We start from the raw sequence: 18,804 nt of genomic DNA, 5'->3' as shown, positions 1-18,804 counted from the left end.
CTGGAGCCCGCGCATCGGCGCAGGCCGCGCTGGGGTCGAATGCATGACTGTAGCGAAACTGCGGGTTTTCGGCGTGGGCAGGACGTCGCATGCGCGGCAGGCTGGCTTGCCCAAACGCGCGGCCAAACCAATGCACAAGACAGGGGGCTAGGGTTTGTGCGAGAGTATTGGGAGTCAAACAACTGTGAATTTATCCAGCCTCTATCTGGAGAGGCCACTACAATCCGCCCCCATGGCAGCTAAACCATCCTCTTCTTCCGCCAGCGAATATTCCGAAGGCTCGATCCGCGTCCTCAAGGGGCTGGAGCCCGTCAAGCAGCGCCCCGGCATGTACACGCGCACCGACAACCCTCTGCACATCCTGCAGGAGGTGATCGACAACGCGGCCGACGAGGCGCTGGCCGGCTTCGGCAAGAAAATCAAGTTCACCATCCATTCCGACGGCTCCTTCAGCGTCGAGGACGACGGCCGCGGTATCCCGTTCGGCCTGCATCCCGAGGAAAAGGCGCCCGTGGTGGAGCTGGTGTTCACGCGCCTGCATGCGGGCGGCAAGTTCGACAAGGGCAACGGCGGTGCCTACAGCTTCTCGGGCGGCCTGCACGGCGTGGGTGTCTCGGTGACCAATGCGCTGGCCACGCGCCTGCAGGCCCAGATCCACCGCGACGGCCAGGTGGCCACGCTGGCATTTTCGGGCGGCGACGTGATCGAGCCGCTGCAGGTGCGGCCGCTGGCCGCCGGCGAGCGCAAGAGCGGCACCACGGTGCGTGTCTGGCCCGACGCCAGGTATTTCGAATCCTCGCACCTGCCCATGGGCGAACTGGTGCACCTGCTGCGCAGCAAGGCCGTGCTCATGCCGGGCGTGTCGGTGTCGCTGGTCAACGAAAAGACGCGCGACAACCAGACCTGGCAGTTCAAGGGCGGCCTGCGCGACTACCTGCAGCAGAGCCTGAGCGGCGAGCCCGTGATCCCGCTGTTCGAAGGCGAGGGCTTTGCCGACCGCAACAACGACAGCTTTGCCGAGGGCGAAGGCGCGGCCTGGTGCGTGGGCTTCACCGAGGACGGCGCGCCGCTGCGCGAAAGCTATGTGAACCTGATTCCCACGACGGCCGGCGGCACGCATGACAGCGGCCTGCGCGACGGCCTGTTCCAGGCGGTCAAGGCCTTCATCGAGATGCACTCGCTGCTGCCCAAGGGTGTCAAGCTCATGCCCGACGACGTGTTCGCGCGCGCCAGCTATGTGCTCAATGCCAAGGTGCTGGACCCGCAGTTCCAGGGCCAGATCAAGGAGCGCCTGAACTCGCGCGATGCCGTGCGCCTGGTCTCGGGCTTTGTGCGCCCCGCGCTGGAGCTGTGGCTGAACCAGCATGTGGACTACGGCAAAAAGCTGGCCGAGATCGCCATCAAGGCCGCGCAGACGCGCCAGAAGGCCGGCCAGAAGGTGGAAAAGCGCAAGGGCTCCGGCGTGGCCGTGCTGCCGGGCAAGCTCACCGACTGCGAAAGCCGCGATACCTCGATCAACGAAGTGTTCCTGGTCGAGGGCGACTCGGCCGGCGGCAGCGCCAAGATGGGCCGCGACAAGGAAACCCAGGCCATCCTGCCGCTGCGCGGCAAGGTGCTCAATACCTGGGAGGTGGACCGCGACCGGCTGTTCGCCAACAACGAGATCCACGACATTTCGGTGGCCATCGGCGTGGACCCCCATGGCCCCGATGACGAGCCTGACCTGTCGGGCCTGCGCTACGGCAAGATATGCATCCTGTCCGATGCCGACGTGGACGGCTCGCACATCCAGGTGCTGCTGCTGACGCTGTTTTTCAGGCACTTTCCCAAGCTCATCGAGGCCGGCCACATCCATGTCGCGCTGCCGCCGCTGTTTCGCGTGGACGTGCCTGCGCGCGGCAAGAAGCCGGCGATCAAGGTGTATGCGCTCGACGAGGGCGAGCTCGACGCCATCATGGAGAAATGCGCCAAGGACGGCGTGCCGCGCGAGAAGTGCCAGGTCAGCCGCTTCAAGGGTCTGGGCGAGATGAATGCCGAGCAGCTGTGGGAAACCACGCTCAATCCCGACACGCGCCGCCTGCTGCCCGTGCAGTTCATGAACCTGGATTTCGCCGCGGCCGAGCAGGTCGTCACCAAGCTCATGGGCAAGGGCGAGGCAGCCGCGCGCCGCGAACTGATGGAATTGCATGGCGATGCCGTGGAAGTCGATATTTAAGACGGCCCGCGGGCGCCTGGCCGGCTTTGCCCTGGCGGGCGGCGCTGCGCTGGCCGGCTATATGCCGGCCGCGCATGCCGATCTGTGGGCCTATGTGGACGAACTGGGCGTGACCCATTTCGCCGCGGAGGCGCTGGACGAGCGCTACAAGCTGTATTTCAAGGGCAACGTCTACGACAGCACCCAGCAGGACCGGCAGGGCCTGCACATGCCGCGCGGTGCGGCCACGCCCGATCCCCGCATCCAGGGCTTCCTCGAAGTCTCGCCGGGCTTCAAGAGCGTGCGCGGCCACCTGCGCAAGGCGGCCGACACCACGGGCGTGGACTACGACCTGCTCAAGGCCGTGATCGCGGTGGAGTCGGGCTTCGATGCCGGCGCCGTCTCGCCCAAGGGCGCCGTGGGCCTGATGCAGCTGATGCCGGCCACGGCCCAGCGCTTCGGCGTGGCGGCCAGCAAGAAGCGCAGCATCGAGCAGCAGCTGGCCGATCCGGCCGTCAACGTGCCGGCCGGTGCACGCTACCTCAACTACCTGATGGGGCTGTTTCCGGGGCGCCTGGATCTGGTGCTGGCCGCGTACAACGCGGGCGAGGGGGCGGTGCAGCGCGCGGGCCAGGCCATTCCGGCTTTCAAGGAAACCCGCAACTACGTCAAGGCGGTCATGGGCATCTACGAGCAGTTGCAGGCGGCACGCCCCATGGCGGCGGGCACGCGCATGGCATCCGCAGCGGGCGCTGCCGCCGGCAGGAGTGCGCCGCGCATCCGCATGACGCTGCCGGCTCCCACGGTCTCGGATGCGACGCTTCCCTGAGCAGGGCGCCGGACCCGGCGAATTTTGCAAAACCACAACGAATTCATGAGCGATCAAACCACACTGGATCTGGCTGAGCAGGCCGCAGGCGACGCATTGGATCTGGGCCAGTATGCCCAGCGCGCCTATCTCGAATATGCCCTGTCGGTGGTCAAGGGCCGTGCCCTTCCCGACGTCAGCGACGGCTTGAAGCCCGTGCAGCGCCGCATTCTCTATGCGATGGAGCGCATGGGCCTGTCCTATGGCGGACCCAATGGCAACACGGCGGCCAAGCCCGTCAAGAGCGCGCGCGTGGTCGGCGACGTGCTGGGCCGTTTCCACCCCCATGGCGACCAGTCGGCCTACGACGCGCTGGTGCGCATGGCCCAGGACTTCAACCAGCGCTATCCGCTGGTGGACGGCCAGGGCAACTTCGGCAGCCGCGACGGCGACGGCGCCGCGGCCATGCGCTACACCGAGGCACGCCTGTCCAAGATCACCAGCCTGCTGCTCGACGAGATCGACATGGGCACGGTGGACTTCGTGCCCAACTACGACGGCTCTACCGAAGAGCCGCGCCAGCTGCCCGCGCGCCTGCCGTTTGCCCTGCTCAACGGCGCCAGCGGCATTGCCGTGGGCCTGGCCACCGAAATCCCCAGCCACAACCTGCGCGAGGTGGCCACGGCCTGCGTGGCGCTGATCAAGAAGCCCCAGCTGTCCGAAGAGGAGCTGCTGGCGCTGATTCCCGGCCCCGACTATCCGGGCGGCGGGCAGATCATCTCCTCGAGCAGCGACATCGCCGACGCCTACCGCACGGGCCGCGGCAGCCTCAAGGTGCGCGCGCGCTGGAAGATCGAGGAGCTGGCGCGCGGCCAGTGGCAGATGGTGGTGACCGAGCTGCCGCCCGGAGTCTCCGCCCAGAAGGTGCTCGAGGAGATCGAGGACATCACCAACCCCAAGGTCAAGGCCGGCAAGAAGGCCCTGAGCCAGGAGCAGACCCAGCTCAAGGCCAGCATGCTGGCCGTGCTGGACGGCGTGCGCGACGAGTCGAGCAAGGATGCGCCGGTGCGCATCGTCTTCGAGCCCAAGACCGGCAAGATTCCGCAGCAGGAACTGGTCACCGCGCTGCTGGCGCATACCAGCCTGGAGTCCTCGAGCCCCATCAACCTCACCAGCATCGGCCTGGACGGCCGCCCGGTGCAGAAGTCGCTGCGCCAGATGCTGGAGGAATGGATCGCCTTCCGCTTCCAGACCGTGACGCGCCGCAGCCAGCACCGCCTGGCCAAGGTGCTGGACCGCATCCACATCCTCGAAGGCCGACAGGCCGTGCTGCTCAACATCGACCAGGTCATTGCCATCATCCGCGCCAGCGATGAGCCCAAGCAGGCCCTGATCGACGAATTCCACCTGTCCGAACGCCAGGCCGAGGACATCCTCGAGATCCGCCTGCGCCAGCTGGCCCGCCTGGAGGCCATCAAGATCGAGCAGGAGCTCAAGGAGCTGCGCACCGAGCAGGGCAGGCTCGAGGACGTGCTGGGCAGCGAATCGGCCATGCGCCGCCTGATCTGCAAGGAGATCGAACAGGACACCAAGACCTTTGGCGACGACCGCCGCACCCTGATCCAGGAGGAGAAGAAGGTCGTGGCCGAGGTCAAGGTGGTGGACGAGCCCGTCACCGTGATCATTTCCGAAAAGGGCTGGGTGCGCACGCGCCAGGGCCATGGCGTGGAGGCCGGCACGCTGAGCTTCAAGGCGGGCGACAGCCTGTACGGCACCTTCGAGTGCCGCACGGTGGACCAGCTGCTGGCCTTCGGCAGCAACGGCCGCGTGTATTCCGTGCCCGTATCGCAGCTACCTGGCGGGCGCGGCGACGGCCAGCCCGTGACCACGCTGATCGAGCTGGAGCCCGGCACCCAGCTGCGCTACTACTTTGCCGGAGCCGAAAGCACGCAGCTGCTGCTGTCCGGCGCGGGCGGCTACGGCTTCGTGGCCACCGTGGGCGACATGGTCTCGCGCCAGAAGGCCGGCAAGGCCTTTGTCTCGCTGGCCGACGGCGAGACGCTGTGCGCTCCTTCGGTCGTGCACGGCGTGCCCATGGGCGCACGCGCCGAGCCCGGCGAGGATGCCGAGCAGGGCGCCGGCCTGCTGCAGCCGGCCACGCATGTGATCTGCGCTTCGGTCGGCGGCCGCATCCTGACTTTCGAGATCGGCGAACTCAAGCACATGCCCAAGGGCGGGCGCGGCCTAATGCTGCTGGGCCTGGAAGACAAGGACACGCTGGCCGGCGCTGCCGCCTACACGCGCAGCATCCGGCTGGACGGCATCGGCCGCGGCGGCAAGGCCAGGAGCGAATCGCTGGAGATCCGCAGCCTCAACAATGCGCGCGGCACCCGCGGCCGCAAGGGCAAGGCGGCCGACCTGGGCTTCAAGCCCAGCAGCGTGACGCGCGTGGAGTGACGATGGCCGCTGCACCGCGCAACGGCTGCGGTGCATGGACCGGCAAAGCGCGGGCGCCAGAAAATGTTTTCCGGCGCCCGCGCTGCTTTTTCAGCCCACTTGCCATAGCCGGGCCGCAAAGCGCTGCCCGGGGTGCGTGAGCTGTTCACGGCAGGCGACCAGAGGCAGATCGCGCTGGCCGGGCCGGGTGCGCGATACCAGGGCATAGAGCGTGCTGACGGCGCTGGACAGGGCGTCCGGCACGGCCTCGCCCCGTATCAGCCGGCCCAGCAGCACGGCCGAGAACACATCGCCCATGCCGTTGGGCAGGGGCTGCAGGTCCACGAAGGGCGTCTGCACCATCCAGGCGCTGCCCGCGTTGACCGCCAGCGTGGCCAGCTGGTCCTGCGGCAGGTCGTCGGTGCGCAGGCTGGTGATGACGATGAGGGCGCTGGCCGCGTCGTGCATCTGGCCCAGCAGGCTGCGCGCGGCGGCAATGGTGGCGTCTACCGTGGCCAGCGGCCCGCCGCCGTGCAGCAGCTCGAATTCGTAGTGGTTGGGCGTGATGACGCTGGCCTGGGACAGCGCGCGCCGGCGCAGGAATTCCGGTATGCCGGGCCGCACGAACAGGCCGCGCCCCACGTCGCCCATGACGGGGTCGCACAGGTACAGGGCGCGAAGGCGGGCGCCGCGCACTTCCTGCACGGCCGAGACGATGGCCTCGCCCACGCCGGCATCGCCCAGATAGCCCGAGAGCACGGCCATGCAGCGCTCGAGCACGCCGCGGGCGCGCAGTCCGTCGAGAACGTCCTGCACATGGGCGGCGGTGAAGACCTGGCCCTTGAATTCGCCGTAGCCCGTGTGGTTGGAGAACTGCACGGTGTGCACGGCCACGGGCTCGATGCCCAGCATCTGCAGCGGCAGCATGGCCGCGTCGTTGCCCACGTGGCCGTAGGCTACGTGCGACTGGATGCTCAGGACCCGCGGCGGTTCCTCGATAGGGGGCAGATCAGGCATGTGTGTTTCCGTCTTCATTCAACAGGGGGCGGCGGGTACTATGAAAAAGAGAGCTTTCATCGCGGGCCAGAAAACAAACTGGGATAGTTTTTTATCTGAACTCTATGAATAGAGCGCGATTGCAGCTCACTTTTCATGCACGCTGCTGGCGTAGCCTCAGGCCAGCTCCGCCATCAGCTCGATCTCCACGCAGCAGCCCAGGGGAATCTGGGCCACGCCGAAGGCGCTGCGCGCGTGCTTGCCGGCTTCGCCGAAGACCTCGCCGAGCAGTTCGCTGCAGCCGTTGGTCACCAGGTGCTGCTCGGTATAGCTGGTGGAGGAGTTGACCAGGCTCATGACCTTGACGATGCGCTTGACGCGGTTCAGGTCGCCGCCGCAGGCATGCTGCAGCGTGCCCATGAGGTCCACGGCCACGGCGCGCGCGGCCTGCTTGCCCTCCTCGGTGCTCATGTTCTCGCCCAGCTTGCCCACCCAGGGCTGGCCGTTCTTCTTGGCGACATGGCCGCTGAGGTACACCAGGTTGCCGGTCTGCATATAGGGCAGGTAGGCGGCGGCCGGCAGGGCCACTTCGGGCAGGGTGATGTTGAGTTCTTTGAGTTTGTCGTAAACGCTCATGGCAGCTCCATCTGAGAGGAAAACAAGGCGGCCAAGTGTGACACAGCCGGTCGGCCGCCGATGCCAAGCGGGTTCCGGAAATCCCGGAGCCGGCCATTGCGGGCCGGTGCAGACCGGCGCTGCTCCGTGGCCTGGGCGGCTCGGGCCGGTGCCTGGATGCGAAAAGGCGGCTTCGGGCTTTACGCCGCCTCAAGCATGCGCTTGGCCCGTTTTTCCGCATACATGCGCTGGTCCGCCACGCGGAGCGTGGCCTCGGGCGAGCTGGCCGCCGGGTCCGCCGCGACCAGGCCGAAGCTGGCGCCGGCATAGTCGAAGCTGCCGCCGGCAAACGCAAACCGGCCCCTCAGCCGTGGCGTCAGCCGGGCGCGGATGGCGTTGATGGCGGTATCGGAAAAGGGCGGCGGGATCAAGCCGAGCACCACAAATTCGTCGCCGCTCATCCGCCCCAGCATGTCGCCCGAGCGCAGGCCGGCCGATATGCGCCGGCCGACCTCCGCGAGGAACTGGTCGCCGACCTCATGGCCGTAGGTGTCGTTGATCTTCTTGAAGCCGTCCAGGTCGATGAAGACCACCAGCACGAACATCCGGGTCCGCCTTGCCAGCGCGAACAGCCGGTCCAGCTCGGCCAGCACCGCGCGGCGGTTGGGCAGGCCGTTCAGGCTGTCGTGCATGGTTTCGTGCTCCAGCGCGCCGCGCAGTTTTTCCGACATCATGAGGATGGCGCACAGGGGGAGCAGCACATCCGTCGACGAAAAGCCCACGGCATAGGCCTGCTGCAGCCAGGCGACGGAGTGGATGCCATCCGTGCCGGGAGCGAGATAGCCGCTCACGGCGCGCAGCAAGAGAAGCGCGACCAGCGCCACCAGGATGCCGGCGGTGACCCGTGTGGCAAGCGTGCGTGGCTGGCGCAGCACCACCCATGCGTGGCATCCATAGAGGGCCGCCAACAGGCCGCGCGCGAAGATGCGGCGGTGGATGGGGACGGACTCGTAGCCGAAGAAGATGCACGAGGCAACCACCGCCACGCCCAGCAGCAGCGGCAGGAAATGCCGCGGCAGCCGCCATTCGAACAAGGCGCAGGTACCCGAGAGGAACAGGCCTGCCGTCATGATCAGGCAGATGTTCTGCGCCGCGACGGCCACGTCTTCGGGCACCACGCTGCGCAGCCAGCCCCGGGCCAGCATGCCCAGGCCGCCGGCCACGATCGCGCCTCCCGCCCAATAGCCCCATCCCCGGATGGATGCCGGAAAGCTCCTGCCCAGCACCGCCAATATGAGACCTATGACGCAGGCCATGCCTCCGGCATAGGCAACGATCGTCGGGAGGTCGAGATTAGGCATTCGTTCAGTTGGTCCGGCAAACCCAGTGCATTCGGAATGGAACTCCTTTTTGTAACCAATTATTTTAGATTGAACGGGCCGAGGCCGGGTAAAGGTGCCTGAGGCACAGGCGACAAGCGGGCATGAAAGCATCCGCGCTAGCATGCAAGCCATGTTGCAATTTCGCACTGCTTCAGTTCCCGCCTTGCCGTTGCGCCAAGCCGGGCCTGCCTCCTGGTCGTGGGCCTTGTGGGGCTGTGTGCTGGGGGCGGCCTGGCAGGTGACCCAGCCGCAGCTGTGGCCGCTGGGGGCCTATCAGGCATTGCTGTGCGCGGGTTTCGTCGCTGCGGCATGCGGGGCTGTCGGCCGCCGCTTCGCCCGGCGGCGCCCAAAGACCTGGCCGGCCCGCCTGCTGGTGCTGCTGTGCGCAGCCGGGATGACGGCCGCCGTCACGGGCTGGCGCGCCCATGCGTACCTGGGGCAGGCCTTGCCCGGCGAACTCGAGGGCCAGGATCTGGTAGTGCAGGGCACGGTGGCCTCCATGCTGCAGAACACCGCGCAGGGCCAGCGCTGGCGCTTCGAGGTGGAACAGGCCTGGCGCGTGGATGCAGAGCAGCCCGAGCGCCTGTTCCCATCCATGATCGAGCTGGCCTGGTACATGCCCTGGGGCAGCCAGGGGGCGCCGGATGCCGAGGGGCCGGCCTGGGCCCGTGGCGAGCCGCTGGAGCCCGGCCAGCGCTGGCGCATGACGGTGCGCCTCAAGCGCCCCCATGGCGCGCGCAATCCGCATGGCTTCGATTTCGAGCTGCAGCAATGGGAGCAGGGCGTGCAGGCCGCCGGCTATGTGCGCGAAAGCCCGCCGCCGCAGCGGCTGCAGGGGGATGCCGGCTACCGCATGCAGCGCTGGCGCCAGTGGCTGCGCGACCGCATCCGCGCCCAGGCCGCAGTCCTGCAGCGCTGGTGGCCGGGGCTCGGGGCATCCGAGCGCGAATCGGCCATCGGCGTGGTGGCGGCGCTGGCCGTGGGCGATCAGCAGGCCGTGGACCGGCAGGACTGGACGCTGTTCAGGCAGACCGGCGTGTCCCACCTGATGAGCATCTCCGGCCTCCACATAACGATGTTTGCCTGGCTGGCCGCCTGGGCGACGGGGCGGCTGTGGCGCCTGAGCGCGCGGGCCTGCCAATGGCTGCCGGCACCGCGCGCCGCCCTCCTGGCCGGGGCCGTGCTGGCTGGGGGCTATGCCCTGTTCAGCGGCTGGGGCGTGCCGGCGCAGCGCACGGTATGCATGCTGGCCGTGGTGGGGGCCTTGCAATGGTGGGGCCTGCGCTGGCCCTGGCCCCAGGTCTGGATGCTGGCGCTGGCCGTGGTGCTGGTGGCCGATCCGTGGGCGCTGTGGCAGGCCGGATTCTGGCTCAGCTTTGTCGCCGTGGGCGTGCTGCTGGCCACGGACCGGCGCTCGCAGCCGGGTGGCGAGGCCGCCACCGCGGCAGGCAGGGCCTGGGGCAAGGCGGCGGGCCTGTGGCGCGAGCAATGGCTGATTTCGCTGGCGCTGGCTCCCTTGAGCCTGTTGCTGTTCGGCCAGGTTTCCGTGATCGGCCTGGTGTCAAATCTGGCCGCCATTCCCTGGATCACGCTGCTGGTCACGCCCCTGGCTCTGGCCAGCGCCCTGCTACCGCAGGCTGCCGCGCTGGCCGCCGTGGCGCTGGAGCCGCTCATGGCCCTGCTGCGCTGGCTGGCCGGGGCGCCGGTGGCCGTGCTCGCCTTGCCGCAGCCGGCATGGTGGGCCGCGGCCGTTGCCATCGGGGCCGGCCTGCTGCTGGTGGCGCCGCTGCCGTGGCGCATGCGCGTGGTGGCCGCCATGTGCTGCGTGCCGGCGCTGTGGTGGCCGCTGCCGCGGCCGGCCTGGGGCGAGTTCGAGGTGCTGGCCGTCGACATTGGGCAGGGCAACGCGGTGCTGCTGCGCACCCGCAGCCACAGCCTGCTGTACGACGCCGGCCCGCAGTACAGCCAGCACAGCGATGCGGGCGAGCGCGTGCTGCTGCCGCTGCTGCAGGCGCTGGGCCTGCGGCCCGATGCCATGATGCTCAGCCACCGCGATACCGACCACACCGGCGGAGCCCTGAGCCTGCACCGCTCGCTCACGAGTGCGGGGCCGGCCGTCACGGTCTGGGGCTCGAATTCGGTGATCCGGGATCCCGCGCTCGCGGACCTGGCGCCGGTCCGGCGCTGCACGGCGGGCGAGCGCTGGCAGTGGGATGGCGTGGCGTTCGACATCCTGCATCCGTTCATGCCCCAATCCGGGGCATCGGGCACCGAACCGGTGCAGGATGCCCGCCCCTGGGCCAGGGCTTCGTCCAATGCCGGCAGCTGCGTGCTGCGGCTGCGCTCGGCCTCGGGACGCGTGGCCCTGCTGGCCGGCGACATCGAGGCTGCGCAGGAGCGGCAACTGGTGGCCCAGGGACTGGCGGGGCCGGTGGACTGGCTGCTGGTGCCTCACCACGGCAGCAAGACGTCGTCCTCGCCGCCATGGATAGACGCACTGGCGCCGCGCTGGGCCATGGTGCAGGTCGGCTACCGCAACCGCTTCGGCCACCCCGTGCCGGCCGTGGTGCAGCGCTACGAGCGTGCAGGCAGCACGGTGGTGCAGCAGGACCGCTGCGGCGCCGCACTGTGGCGGTCGGCGCAGCCCGGGGCTTTGCACTGCGAACGCCTGATTCGGGCGCATTATTGGGATGTGCATGCCGCGCCGCTCGATCCGCAGAAGGATTGAGCTTCCGGATTGGCACAGGGCTTGCAGCAGGACTGGAAAGCGAGGGAAAAAAATGCAGCTATTGGACGAAATGTATCTGGACCCGTCGGCTCCGGACGCCGGGCTGAGAAGCCATTACCGGGATTACGGACAGTGGCTGGGCCGGCAGTCGCAGGACTACCTGCGCGCGCGCAGTGCCGAGGCCGAGATCGTGTTCCGCCGCGTGGGCATCACCTTTGCCGTCTATGGCGACAAGGACGGCAGTGGCGCGGGCACCGAGCGGCTGATCCCCTTCGACCTGATTCCGCGCATCATTCCGGCCCGCGAGTGGACCCGCATGCAGGCCGGGCTGGTGCAGCGCGTAACGGCGCTCAACCGGTTCATCGAGGATGCCTATCATGGCCAGGACATCGTGCGCGCGGGCATTGTTCCGGATGCGCTGGTGGGCGGCAACAGCCAGTACCGGCCCGAGATGGAAGGCATCAAGGTGCCGAACAATGTCTATGCCAACATCGCGGGCATCGACATCGTGCGCGTGCCCGATGCCAGTGGCGAAGGCATCTACCACGTGCTCGAAGACAATCTGCGCGTGCCCTCGGGCGTGTCCTACATGCTGGAGAACCGCCGCATGATGATGCGCCTGTTTCCCGAGCTGTTCGGCTCGCATGCGGTGGCGCCCGTGGCCCATTATCCCGACATGCTGCTCGACACCCTGCATGCCAGCGCGCCGCCCGGCGTGCAGGAGCCCACGGTGGTGGTGCTCACGCCCGGCATGTACAACAGCGCCTATTTCGAGCATGCCTTCCTGGCCCAGCAGATGGGTGTGGAGCTGGTCGAAGGCCAGGACCTGGTGGTCGAGAAGGACATGGTCTACATGCGCACCACGCAGGGCCTGCAGCGCGTGGACGTGATCTATCGCCGCGTGGACGACGATTTCCTGGACCCCGAGGTGTTCCGGCCCGGCTCCACGCTGGGCTGTCCGGGCCTGATGCGGGCCTACCGCGCAGGCAATGTCAATATCTGCAATGCCGTGGGTACGGGCCTGGCCGACGACAAATCGGTCTACCCCTATGTGCCCGAGATGATCCGCTTCTATCTGGGCGAGGAGCCCATCCTGCAGAACGTGCCGACCTGGATGTGCCGCAAGCAGGACGACCTGCGCTATGTGCTGGACCACCTGCCCGAGCTGGTGGTCAAGGAAGTCCATGGTGCGGGCGGCTACGGCATGCTGATCGGCCCGGCGGCCAGCAAGGCCGAGATCGAGGATTTCCGCCGAGCGCTGCTGGCCAATCCGGCCGGCTACATCGCCCAGCCCACACTGAGCCTGTCGACCTGCCCGACCATGGTGGACAGCGGCATCGCGCCGCGCCATATCGACCTGCGGCCCTTCGTGCTCAGCGGCACCCGGGTGCAGATGGTGGCCGGCGGCCTGACGCGCGTGGCGCTCAAGCAGGGATCGCTGGTGGTCAACTCGTCGCAGGGCGGCGGCACCAAGGACACCTGGGTGCTGGAAGAGGGAGAGCAATGATGCAAAGCCGCGTTGAAGACCATCTGCACCGGATGTCCCGCCATAGGGAGCGGGCAGGAAAAAATACCGCAGTTATTTTGTCGCCGGAAAACCGCCCGGGCGCGCAGCGCGTGCGGGGTTCCCTGCCCAAGGAGGGCCTATGCTGAGCCGCACCGCAGACCATCTGTACTGGATGTCCCGCTATACGGAGCGGGCGGAGAACACCGCGCGCATGCTCAGCGTGGCCTATGACACGGCCATGCTGCCCAGCGCCATGCACGATGCACGCCGGGGCTGGCACAGCGTGCTGTCCATCAGCGAGCTGATTCCGGCCTTCATGAGCCAGTACAGCATGGTGGACCGTGATTCCGTGCTGGAGTTCATGGTGTGCGACGAGCTCAATCCCTCGTCGATCTTCTCCTGCCTCAAGGCTGCGCGCGAGAATGCGCGCGCCGTGCGCGGAGCCCTGACCACCGAGTCCTGGGAGACGCAGAACCAGACCTGGCTGGAGCTGCAGCGCCAGTTCGCCCATGGCGGCTGGCGGCAGGACCCGGCCCAGTTCTTCGAATGGGTCAAGTACCGCTCCCACCTCTGGCATGGCGTGACCATAGGCACCATGCTCAAGGACGAGGCGCTGTACTTCGTGCGCCTAGGCACCTTCGTGGAGCGGGCCGACAATACGGCGCGCCTGCTCGACGTGAAGTTCCACGCCATAGAGCGCGACTACCATGGCGCCCAGCGCGGGCGCGGCGCCGTGAACTTCGACTTCTACCATTGGAGCGCCCTGCTGCGCAGCGTCTCGGCCTTCGAGGTCTACCGCAAGGTGTACCGCGACGTGATCACGCCGGAGCGCGTGGCCGAGCTGCTCATGCTGCGCGCCGACATGCCGCGATCGCTGGCCGCCTGCATGAACGAGGTGGTGAAGAACCTGGCGCGCGTGAAGAATGCGCATTCGCGCGAGACAGAGCGCAAGGCCGGCCGCCTGCTGGCGGACCTGCAGTACGGCCGCATCGACGAGATACTGACCACGGGCCTGCATGCCTATCTGACGCAGTTCCTGGACCGCATCAACGATCTGGGCTACGGCATCAGCCGCGATTTCCTGCTGCCGACCTAGCGGGCGGCGCTTCTCCGCAGAAGCGGCCTTTAAACTGGGCGGCTTCTTCAGATCCGCAAGGCTGTCGGCGCCACCTGCAGCCTTGCGCGCAAACCCTGCATGTTCATACGCCAGCTCCACTACCTGATCGCCCTGGACAAATACCGGCACTTCGGCCGGGCGGCCGAAAGCTGCCATGTCTCGCAGCCAGCGCTGTCCAGCGGCATACGGGAGCTGGAGCGCGAGCTGGGCATCACCATCATCCGGCGCAACCGCAGCTTCCAGGGCATCACGCCCGAAGGCGAGCGCGTGATCCAGTGGGTGCGCCAGACACTGGCCTCGCTCGATGGACTGAAGCAGGAGGCCGACCTGATCCGCAGCGTGCCCGGCGGCCACCTGGCCATCGGCGTGATTCCCACGGCCGGCCATGCGGCCACGCTGCTGAGCGCCCAGTACCGCGAGATCCTGCCGCAGCTGACGCTGGAGGTCGCCTCCCTGAGCACGCCGGAGATCCTGCAGCGCCTGAAGTCGCAGCAGATACTGCTGGGCCTGCTGTACGACCGCTCGATCGCGGGCGAGGACTATGACGTGCTGCCGCTGTTCACCGAGCATTACGTGCTGGTGGCCAGCGAGCAGGCCTCGCTGCCGCACCAGCTGGGCTGGGCCGAGGTGGCCGAGCTGCCGCTGTGCCTGCTGAGCCGGGACATGCAGAACCGCCGTACGCTGGGAGAGCGGTTCGAGGCCGCCGAGGCCGTGCCGCGCGTGGTGCTGGAGAGCAACGACATGCGCGTGCTGCTGGCCGAATGCCAGAGCGGCAGGGCCTTCACCATCCTGCCGCTCAGCGCCGTGCCGCTGGGCCATGGAGGTTCGGGCCTGAGAGCCCACGCCATATTGCCGGAGCACCGCGAGCAGGTGTGCCTGGTGCGGCTGCGGCGCGACACCCAGCCGCCGCTGTCGCAGGCGGCCTGGCAGATCGCCGCAGGCCTTGACTTGGAGGCCGCCCTCGAACTGCCTTCGTCCCCTGCGCCGTGATAAGCGTGGCTTATCACCAGATCAGAACAAACGATTGGCCTCCGTAGCCGGGCTTTGGCATGCTGCGGAGAATGGGACAGGTGAGATCCGCCCCGGCGGATCCCGCATTCACCCAGTCCCGCCAGACCCAACAAAGGCCACCCATGAACAAACGACGCGAAGTGCCGGGCATACGCCCCTATGACGGCCCTGCCGGCGGCTGGGGCGCATTGCGCGCCACGGCCAAGGCCGTGCACCAGCAGATGGAGATTGTCGAAGCCCCCGTTTTGCTGCTGCGCACCAACCAGCCCACGGGCTTCGACTGCCCGGGCTGCGCCTGGCCCGACAAGGAGCACCGCTCGACTTTCCAGTTCTGTGAGAACGGAGCCAAGGCCGTGACCTGGGAAGCCACGAGCAAGCGCGTGACGCCCGAGTTCTTTGCCGAGCACACGGTGTCCTCGCTGCTGGAGCTGTCCGATTTCGAGCTGGAGAATTTCGGCCGCCTGACCCATCCCATGGCCTATGACGCGGCCAGCGACAAGTTCCGCCCCATTGAATGGGAGGCGGCCTTCGAGCGCATCGGCGAAGCGCTGAGGGGCCTCGACTCCCCCGATCAGGCAGAGTTCTACGCCTCGGGGCGGGCTTCGAACGAGGCTGCCTATCTGTTCCAGCTGTTTGCGCGCGAGTTCGGCACCAACAATTTTCCCGATTGCTCCAACATGTGCCACGAGGCCACCAGCACCGGCCTGCCGCAGTCCATCGGCATAGGCAAGGGAACGGTTTCGCTGGACGACTTCGACCACACCGATTTCATTCTCTCGATTGGCCACAATCCCGGCACCAACCATCCGCGCATGATGGGCACGCTGCATGAAGCGGCCCGGCGCAAGGTGCCCATCATCGTGTTCAATCCCATGCGCGAGCGGGCGCTGGAGCGCTTTGCCGATCCGCAGAACCTGGTGGAAATGGCGACCTACGGCTCGACCGACATCGCCTCCACCTACTACCTGGTCAAGGCCGGCGGCGATGCGGCGGCCCTCAAGGGCATCATGAAGGCGCTGCTGGCGCTGGAAGCCGAGCGCGGCGGCGTGCTCGACCATGCCTTCATCGCCGAGCATACGCAGGGCTTCGATGCGCTGGCCGCCGATCTGCAGGCCACGGGCTGGGCGGATATCGAGAAGGAAAGCGGCCTGCGGCGCGCCGAGCTCGAGCAGGTGGCCGAGGCCTATGCCCGGTCCACGGCAGCCATCGTCACCTACGGCATGGGCATCACCCAGCACAACACGGGCACCGCCAATGTGAAGCTGATTGCCAACCTGCTGCTGATGCGCGGCAACATCGGCAAGCCCGGCGCCGGCATCTGCCCGCTGCGCGGCCATTCGAACGTGCAGGGCAACCGCACGGTCGGCATTTCCGAAAAGCCCACGCAAGCCTTTCTGCAGCGCCTGGAGCAGGTCTTCGGCTTCACGCCGCCCCAGGCCCACGGCCACGATGCGGTCAAGGCCATGGAGGCCATGGCCGACGGCTCGGCCAAGGCGCTGATCTGCCTGGGCGGCAACCTGGCCGTGGCCATGCCCGATCCGCAGCGCAGTTTTGCCGCCATGAAGCAGCTGGAGCTCAGCGTGCACCTGGGCACCAAGCTCAACCGCTCGCACCTGCTGGTCGGCAAGCAGACCTTTCTGTTTCCGGTGCTGGGGCGCACGGAGGTGGATGTGCAGGCCGGCGGGCCGCAGTCCATCACCGTCGAGGACTCCATGTCCATGGTCCATGCCTCGGCCGGCAAGCTCAAGCCTGCCTCGGAGCATCTGCGCTCGGAGTGCGCCATCGTCGCCGGCATGGCCCGGGCGACGCTGCCGGGCAGCAGGGTGGACTGGCTGGGCCTGATTGCAGACTACGACCGCATCCGCGACCTCATCGAGCGCACGGTGGCGGGCTTTGACGACTACAACCGGCGCATCCGCGTGCCCGGCGGCTTTCGCATGCCGCTGCCGCCCACCGAACGCCAGTGGAATACCGCCACGGGCAAGGCCATGTTCTCGGTGTTTGCGGGCGTGCGCGAGCGCTACGAGCCCTGGCCCGACGATGTGTTGCGCCTGGTGACCATCCGCAGCCACGACCAGTACAACACCACCATCTACGGCATGGACGACCGCTACCGCGGCGTGTTCGGCCGCCGTGACGTGCTGTTCATGAATGCCGAGGATCTGGCGGCGCACGGGCTCGAGCATGGCGACCTGGTGGACATCGAGACGGTCTCGTCCACGCGCCTGCTGCGCATGGAAAACATCACCGCCATCGAGTACAGCATTGCCCGCGGCACGGTGGCGGCCTACTACCCCGAGGCCAATGTGCTGGTGTCGCTCGACTACATCGACCAGGAGAGCGGCACGCCTTCCTACAAGTCGATTCCGGTGCGCATCCGCCGGGCCTCGGGCCAGGGCGCCGTGTCCGAGGCGGCATGACGGCATAAAAAAAGCGGACCTCCGGGGTCCGCTTTGTCATGGCCGCCCGGCGGCTTTTCCTGCCGGCGCGCTCACTCGACCTCGCCCATCTGCGACTGCAGATAGTTCTGCACGCCGACCTTCTCGATCAGGTCCAGCTGGGTTTCGAGGAAGTCGATGTGCTCCTCGGTATCGTCCAGGATCTTCTGCAGCAGGTCGCGCGAGACGTAGTCGCGCACGGATTCGCAGTGGGCCATGCCTTCCTTGATGGTCTGCTGGGCGGCCTGCTCCAGGCGCAGGTCGCAGGCCAGCAGTTCCGGCACGTCCTCGCCGATCTGCAGCTTGCCCAGGTCCTGCAGGTTGGGCAGGCCGTCGAGCATGAAGATGCGGTCCATCAGCCAGTCGGCGTGCTTCATTTCGCCGATGGATTCCTCGTATTCCTTCTTGGCCAGCTTGTCGAAGCCCCAGTGCTTGAGCATGCGGTAGTGCAGAAAGTACTGGTTGATGGCGGTGAGCTCGTTCTTGAGCTGGGCTTGCAGCCAGGAAATTGCTTGCGCGTCGCCTTTCATGGGGAATCCTTCCTTGTTGATTGTCCGGGGGGCTTTTGTCAGGCTTCGATTGTCCAGGGTTTATGCGATAGATCAACTAAACCCGCGTCCTTGCGCATTGGCTGCATATGAGGTGCGTTCTCGTTACGCCAGGTGCATGCAGCGGCGTCCCGCAGGAAGCCGCCAGCCTGACGGACTTGTGACAAGAAGTCATGTCATGGCAGCCATGCCGGGCTTTGGCTTGAAATGCCCGAATTGCAGTCCAAAATAGGGAGCAGGGCCTTTCTGCAGGCGCACCGCGCCCGCCATGCCCTGCAAAGAAGAAGAAAGATAGATAGTTTTTTGCAATCAATAATATCAAGTCAATTGATTGGATTGATTGCTCAATGAGGCCTACACTTTCTCCTGTGTTCAATCACTCACCAAAAGGAAACAGCAATGTCCGTACTCAACACCACCATCAAGCCTTTCAAGACGCAAGCCTTCAAGAACGGCAAGTTCATCGAAGTGACCGAGAAGGACGTCCTGGGCAAGTGGGCCGTGTTCTTCTTCTATCCCGCTGACTTCACTTTCGTGTGCCCCACCGAGCTGGGCGACGTGGCTGACCACTATGACGAACTGCAGAAGCTGGGCGTCGAGGTGTACTCCGTGTCCACCGACACCCATTTCGTGCACAAGGCCTGGCACGACACCTCGGACACCATCGCCAAGATCAAGTACACCATGCTGGGCGACCCCACATGGCAGATCAGCCAGAACTTCGACTGCCTGCGCGAAGGCCAGGGCCTGGCCGACCGCGCCACCTTCATCGTCGATCCCCAGGGCGTGATCCAGGCCATGGAAATCACCGCCGAAGGCATCGGCCGCGACGCTGCCGACCTGCTGCGCAAGGTCAAGGCTGCCCAGTACGTGGCTTCGCACCCCGGTGAAGTCTGCCCCGCCAAGTGGAAGGAAGGCGAAAAGACGCTGGCTCCTTCGCTGGACCTGGTCGGCAAGATCTGATCGGCGCAAGCTGAACATTCACAGTTGAACTGTTGAAGACGCCCGGGTGCCTGGCGCCCGG

14 protein-coding genes are annotated in these 18,804 nt (G+C 66.9%); 9 read left to right on the top strand and 5 right to left on the bottom strand.

Annotated features, from left to right (window positions below; genetic code table 11):
• Positions 1 to 232: 232 nt before the first annotated feature.
• Genes V8Z74_RS17380 through parC form a run of 3 tightly spaced genes read left to right on the top strand, consistent with a single transcriptional unit; the run spans position 233 to position 5,459 of the window.
• Positions 233 to 2,215 (top strand): DNA topoisomerase IV subunit B, encoded by a 1,983-nt coding sequence (locus V8Z74_RS17380; RefSeq protein ID WP_066472155.1) that lies wholly within the window; start codon positions 233 to 235, stop codon positions 2,213 to 2,215.
• Entirely contained in the window at positions 2,187 to 3,023 is an 837-nt protein-coding gene (locus V8Z74_RS17375) for a lytic transglycosylase domain-containing protein (RefSeq protein ID WP_502879572.1), read from the top strand. Before V8Z74_RS17380 ends, V8Z74_RS17375 begins: the two co-directional genes overlap by 29 nt.
• A 45-nt stretch (positions 3,024 to 3,068) precedes the next feature.
• Positions 3,069 to 5,459 (top strand): DNA topoisomerase IV subunit A, encoded by a 2,391-nt coding sequence (gene parC / locus V8Z74_RS17370; RefSeq protein WP_349710354.1) that lies wholly within the window; start codon positions 3,069 to 3,071, stop codon positions 5,457 to 5,459.
• Between the two features lie 90 nt (positions 5,460 to 5,549).
• Here parC and pdxY read toward each other — a convergent pair whose 3' ends face one another.
• The 3 genes from pdxY to V8Z74_RS17355 all read right to left on the bottom strand — a co-directional run bounded on the left by pdxY (position 5,550) and on the right by V8Z74_RS17355 (position 8,410).
• The gene (gene pdxY, locus V8Z74_RS17365) at positions 5,550 to 6,455 is read right to left on the bottom strand and encodes a pyridoxal kinase PdxY (RefSeq protein ID WP_502879571.1); all 906 of its coding nucleotides are present in this window, start codon (positions 6,453 to 6,455) and stop codon (positions 5,550 to 5,552) included.
• 156 nt (positions 6,456 to 6,611) lie between these two features.
• The gene (locus tag V8Z74_RS17360; protein WP_349710353.1) at positions 6,612 to 7,070 is read right to left on the bottom strand and encodes a RidA family protein; all 459 of its coding nucleotides are present in this window, start codon (positions 7,068 to 7,070) and stop codon (positions 6,612 to 6,614) included.
• Between the two features lie 179 nt (positions 7,071 to 7,249).
• Positions 7,250 to 8,410 carry a GGDEF domain-containing protein gene (locus V8Z74_RS17355; protein ID WP_502879570.1) on the bottom strand — a complete coding sequence of 387 codons (1,161 nt, stop codon included), beginning with the start codon at positions 8,408 to 8,410 and terminating at the stop codon, positions 7,250 to 7,252.
• Between the two features lie 151 nt (positions 8,411 to 8,561).
• Between V8Z74_RS17355 and V8Z74_RS17350 the strand changes: the two genes are divergently transcribed.
• The 5 genes from V8Z74_RS17350 (at position 8,562) to V8Z74_RS17330 (ending at position 17,214) form a co-directional block, all read left to right on the top strand.
• On the top strand, positions 8,562 to 11,159 hold the full coding sequence (locus V8Z74_RS17350) for a DNA internalization-related competence protein ComEC/Rec2 (protein WP_502879569.1): 2,598 nt from the start codon (positions 8,562 to 8,564) through the stop codon (positions 11,157 to 11,159).
• Positions 11,160 to 11,211: 52 nt separating this feature from the next.
• Positions 11,212 to 12,666 carry a circularly permuted type 2 ATP-grasp protein gene (locus V8Z74_RS17345; protein ID WP_066472139.1) on the top strand — a complete coding sequence of 485 codons (1,455 nt, stop codon included), beginning with the start codon at positions 11,212 to 11,214 and terminating at the stop codon, positions 12,664 to 12,666.
• A gap of 139 nt (positions 12,667 to 12,805) precedes the next feature.
• Positions 12,806 to 13,762, top strand: a complete 957-nt coding sequence (locus V8Z74_RS17340; RefSeq protein ID WP_066472137.1) for an alpha-E domain-containing protein — start codon at positions 12,806 to 12,808, stop codon at positions 13,760 to 13,762.
• A gap of 99 nt (positions 13,763 to 13,861) precedes the next feature.
• Positions 13,862 to 14,773 (top strand): LysR family transcriptional regulator, encoded by a 912-nt coding sequence (locus V8Z74_RS17335; RefSeq protein ID WP_349710349.1) that lies wholly within the window; start codon positions 13,862 to 13,864, stop codon positions 14,771 to 14,773.
• A 143-nt stretch (positions 14,774 to 14,916) separates the two neighbouring features.
• Complete coding sequence (locus tag V8Z74_RS17330; protein WP_349710348.1) at positions 14,917 to 17,214, top strand: FdhF/YdeP family oxidoreductase; 2,298 nt, start codon at positions 14,917 to 14,919, stop codon at positions 17,212 to 17,214.
• A 71-nt stretch (positions 17,215 to 17,285) separates the two neighbouring features.
• Here the strand turns inward: V8Z74_RS17330 and bfr are convergent, their stop codons facing one another.
• Together bfr and V8Z74_RS17320 are read right to left on the bottom strand one after the other, a co-directional pair.
• Complete coding sequence (gene bfr, locus V8Z74_RS17325) at positions 17,286 to 17,762, bottom strand: bacterioferritin (RefSeq protein WP_066472128.1); 477 nt, start codon at positions 17,760 to 17,762, stop codon at positions 17,286 to 17,288.
• A gap of 189 nt (positions 17,763 to 17,951) precedes the next feature.
• On the bottom strand, positions 17,952 to 18,089 hold the full coding sequence (locus V8Z74_RS17320) for a hypothetical protein (RefSeq protein ID WP_157081822.1): 138 nt from the start codon (positions 18,087 to 18,089) through the stop codon (positions 17,952 to 17,954).
• Between the two features lie 90 nt (positions 18,090 to 18,179).
• Between V8Z74_RS17320 and ahpC the strand changes: the two genes are divergently transcribed.
• Positions 18,180 to 18,743, top strand: a complete 564-nt coding sequence (gene ahpC, locus V8Z74_RS17315; RefSeq protein ID WP_066472125.1) for an alkyl hydroperoxide reductase subunit C — start codon at positions 18,180 to 18,182, stop codon at positions 18,741 to 18,743.
• Positions 18,744 to 18,804 lie beyond the last annotated feature (61 nt).

Origin of the sequence: Comamonas sp. w2-DMI, assembly GCF_040187735.1 — a bacterium.
Lineage (GTDB): Bacteria > Pseudomonadota > Gammaproteobacteria > Burkholderiales > Burkholderiaceae_C > Comamonas > Comamonas terrae.
The sequence above is the reverse complement of the archived record's forward strand: the minus strand, read 5'-3'. Positions and strand labels throughout refer to the sequence as shown.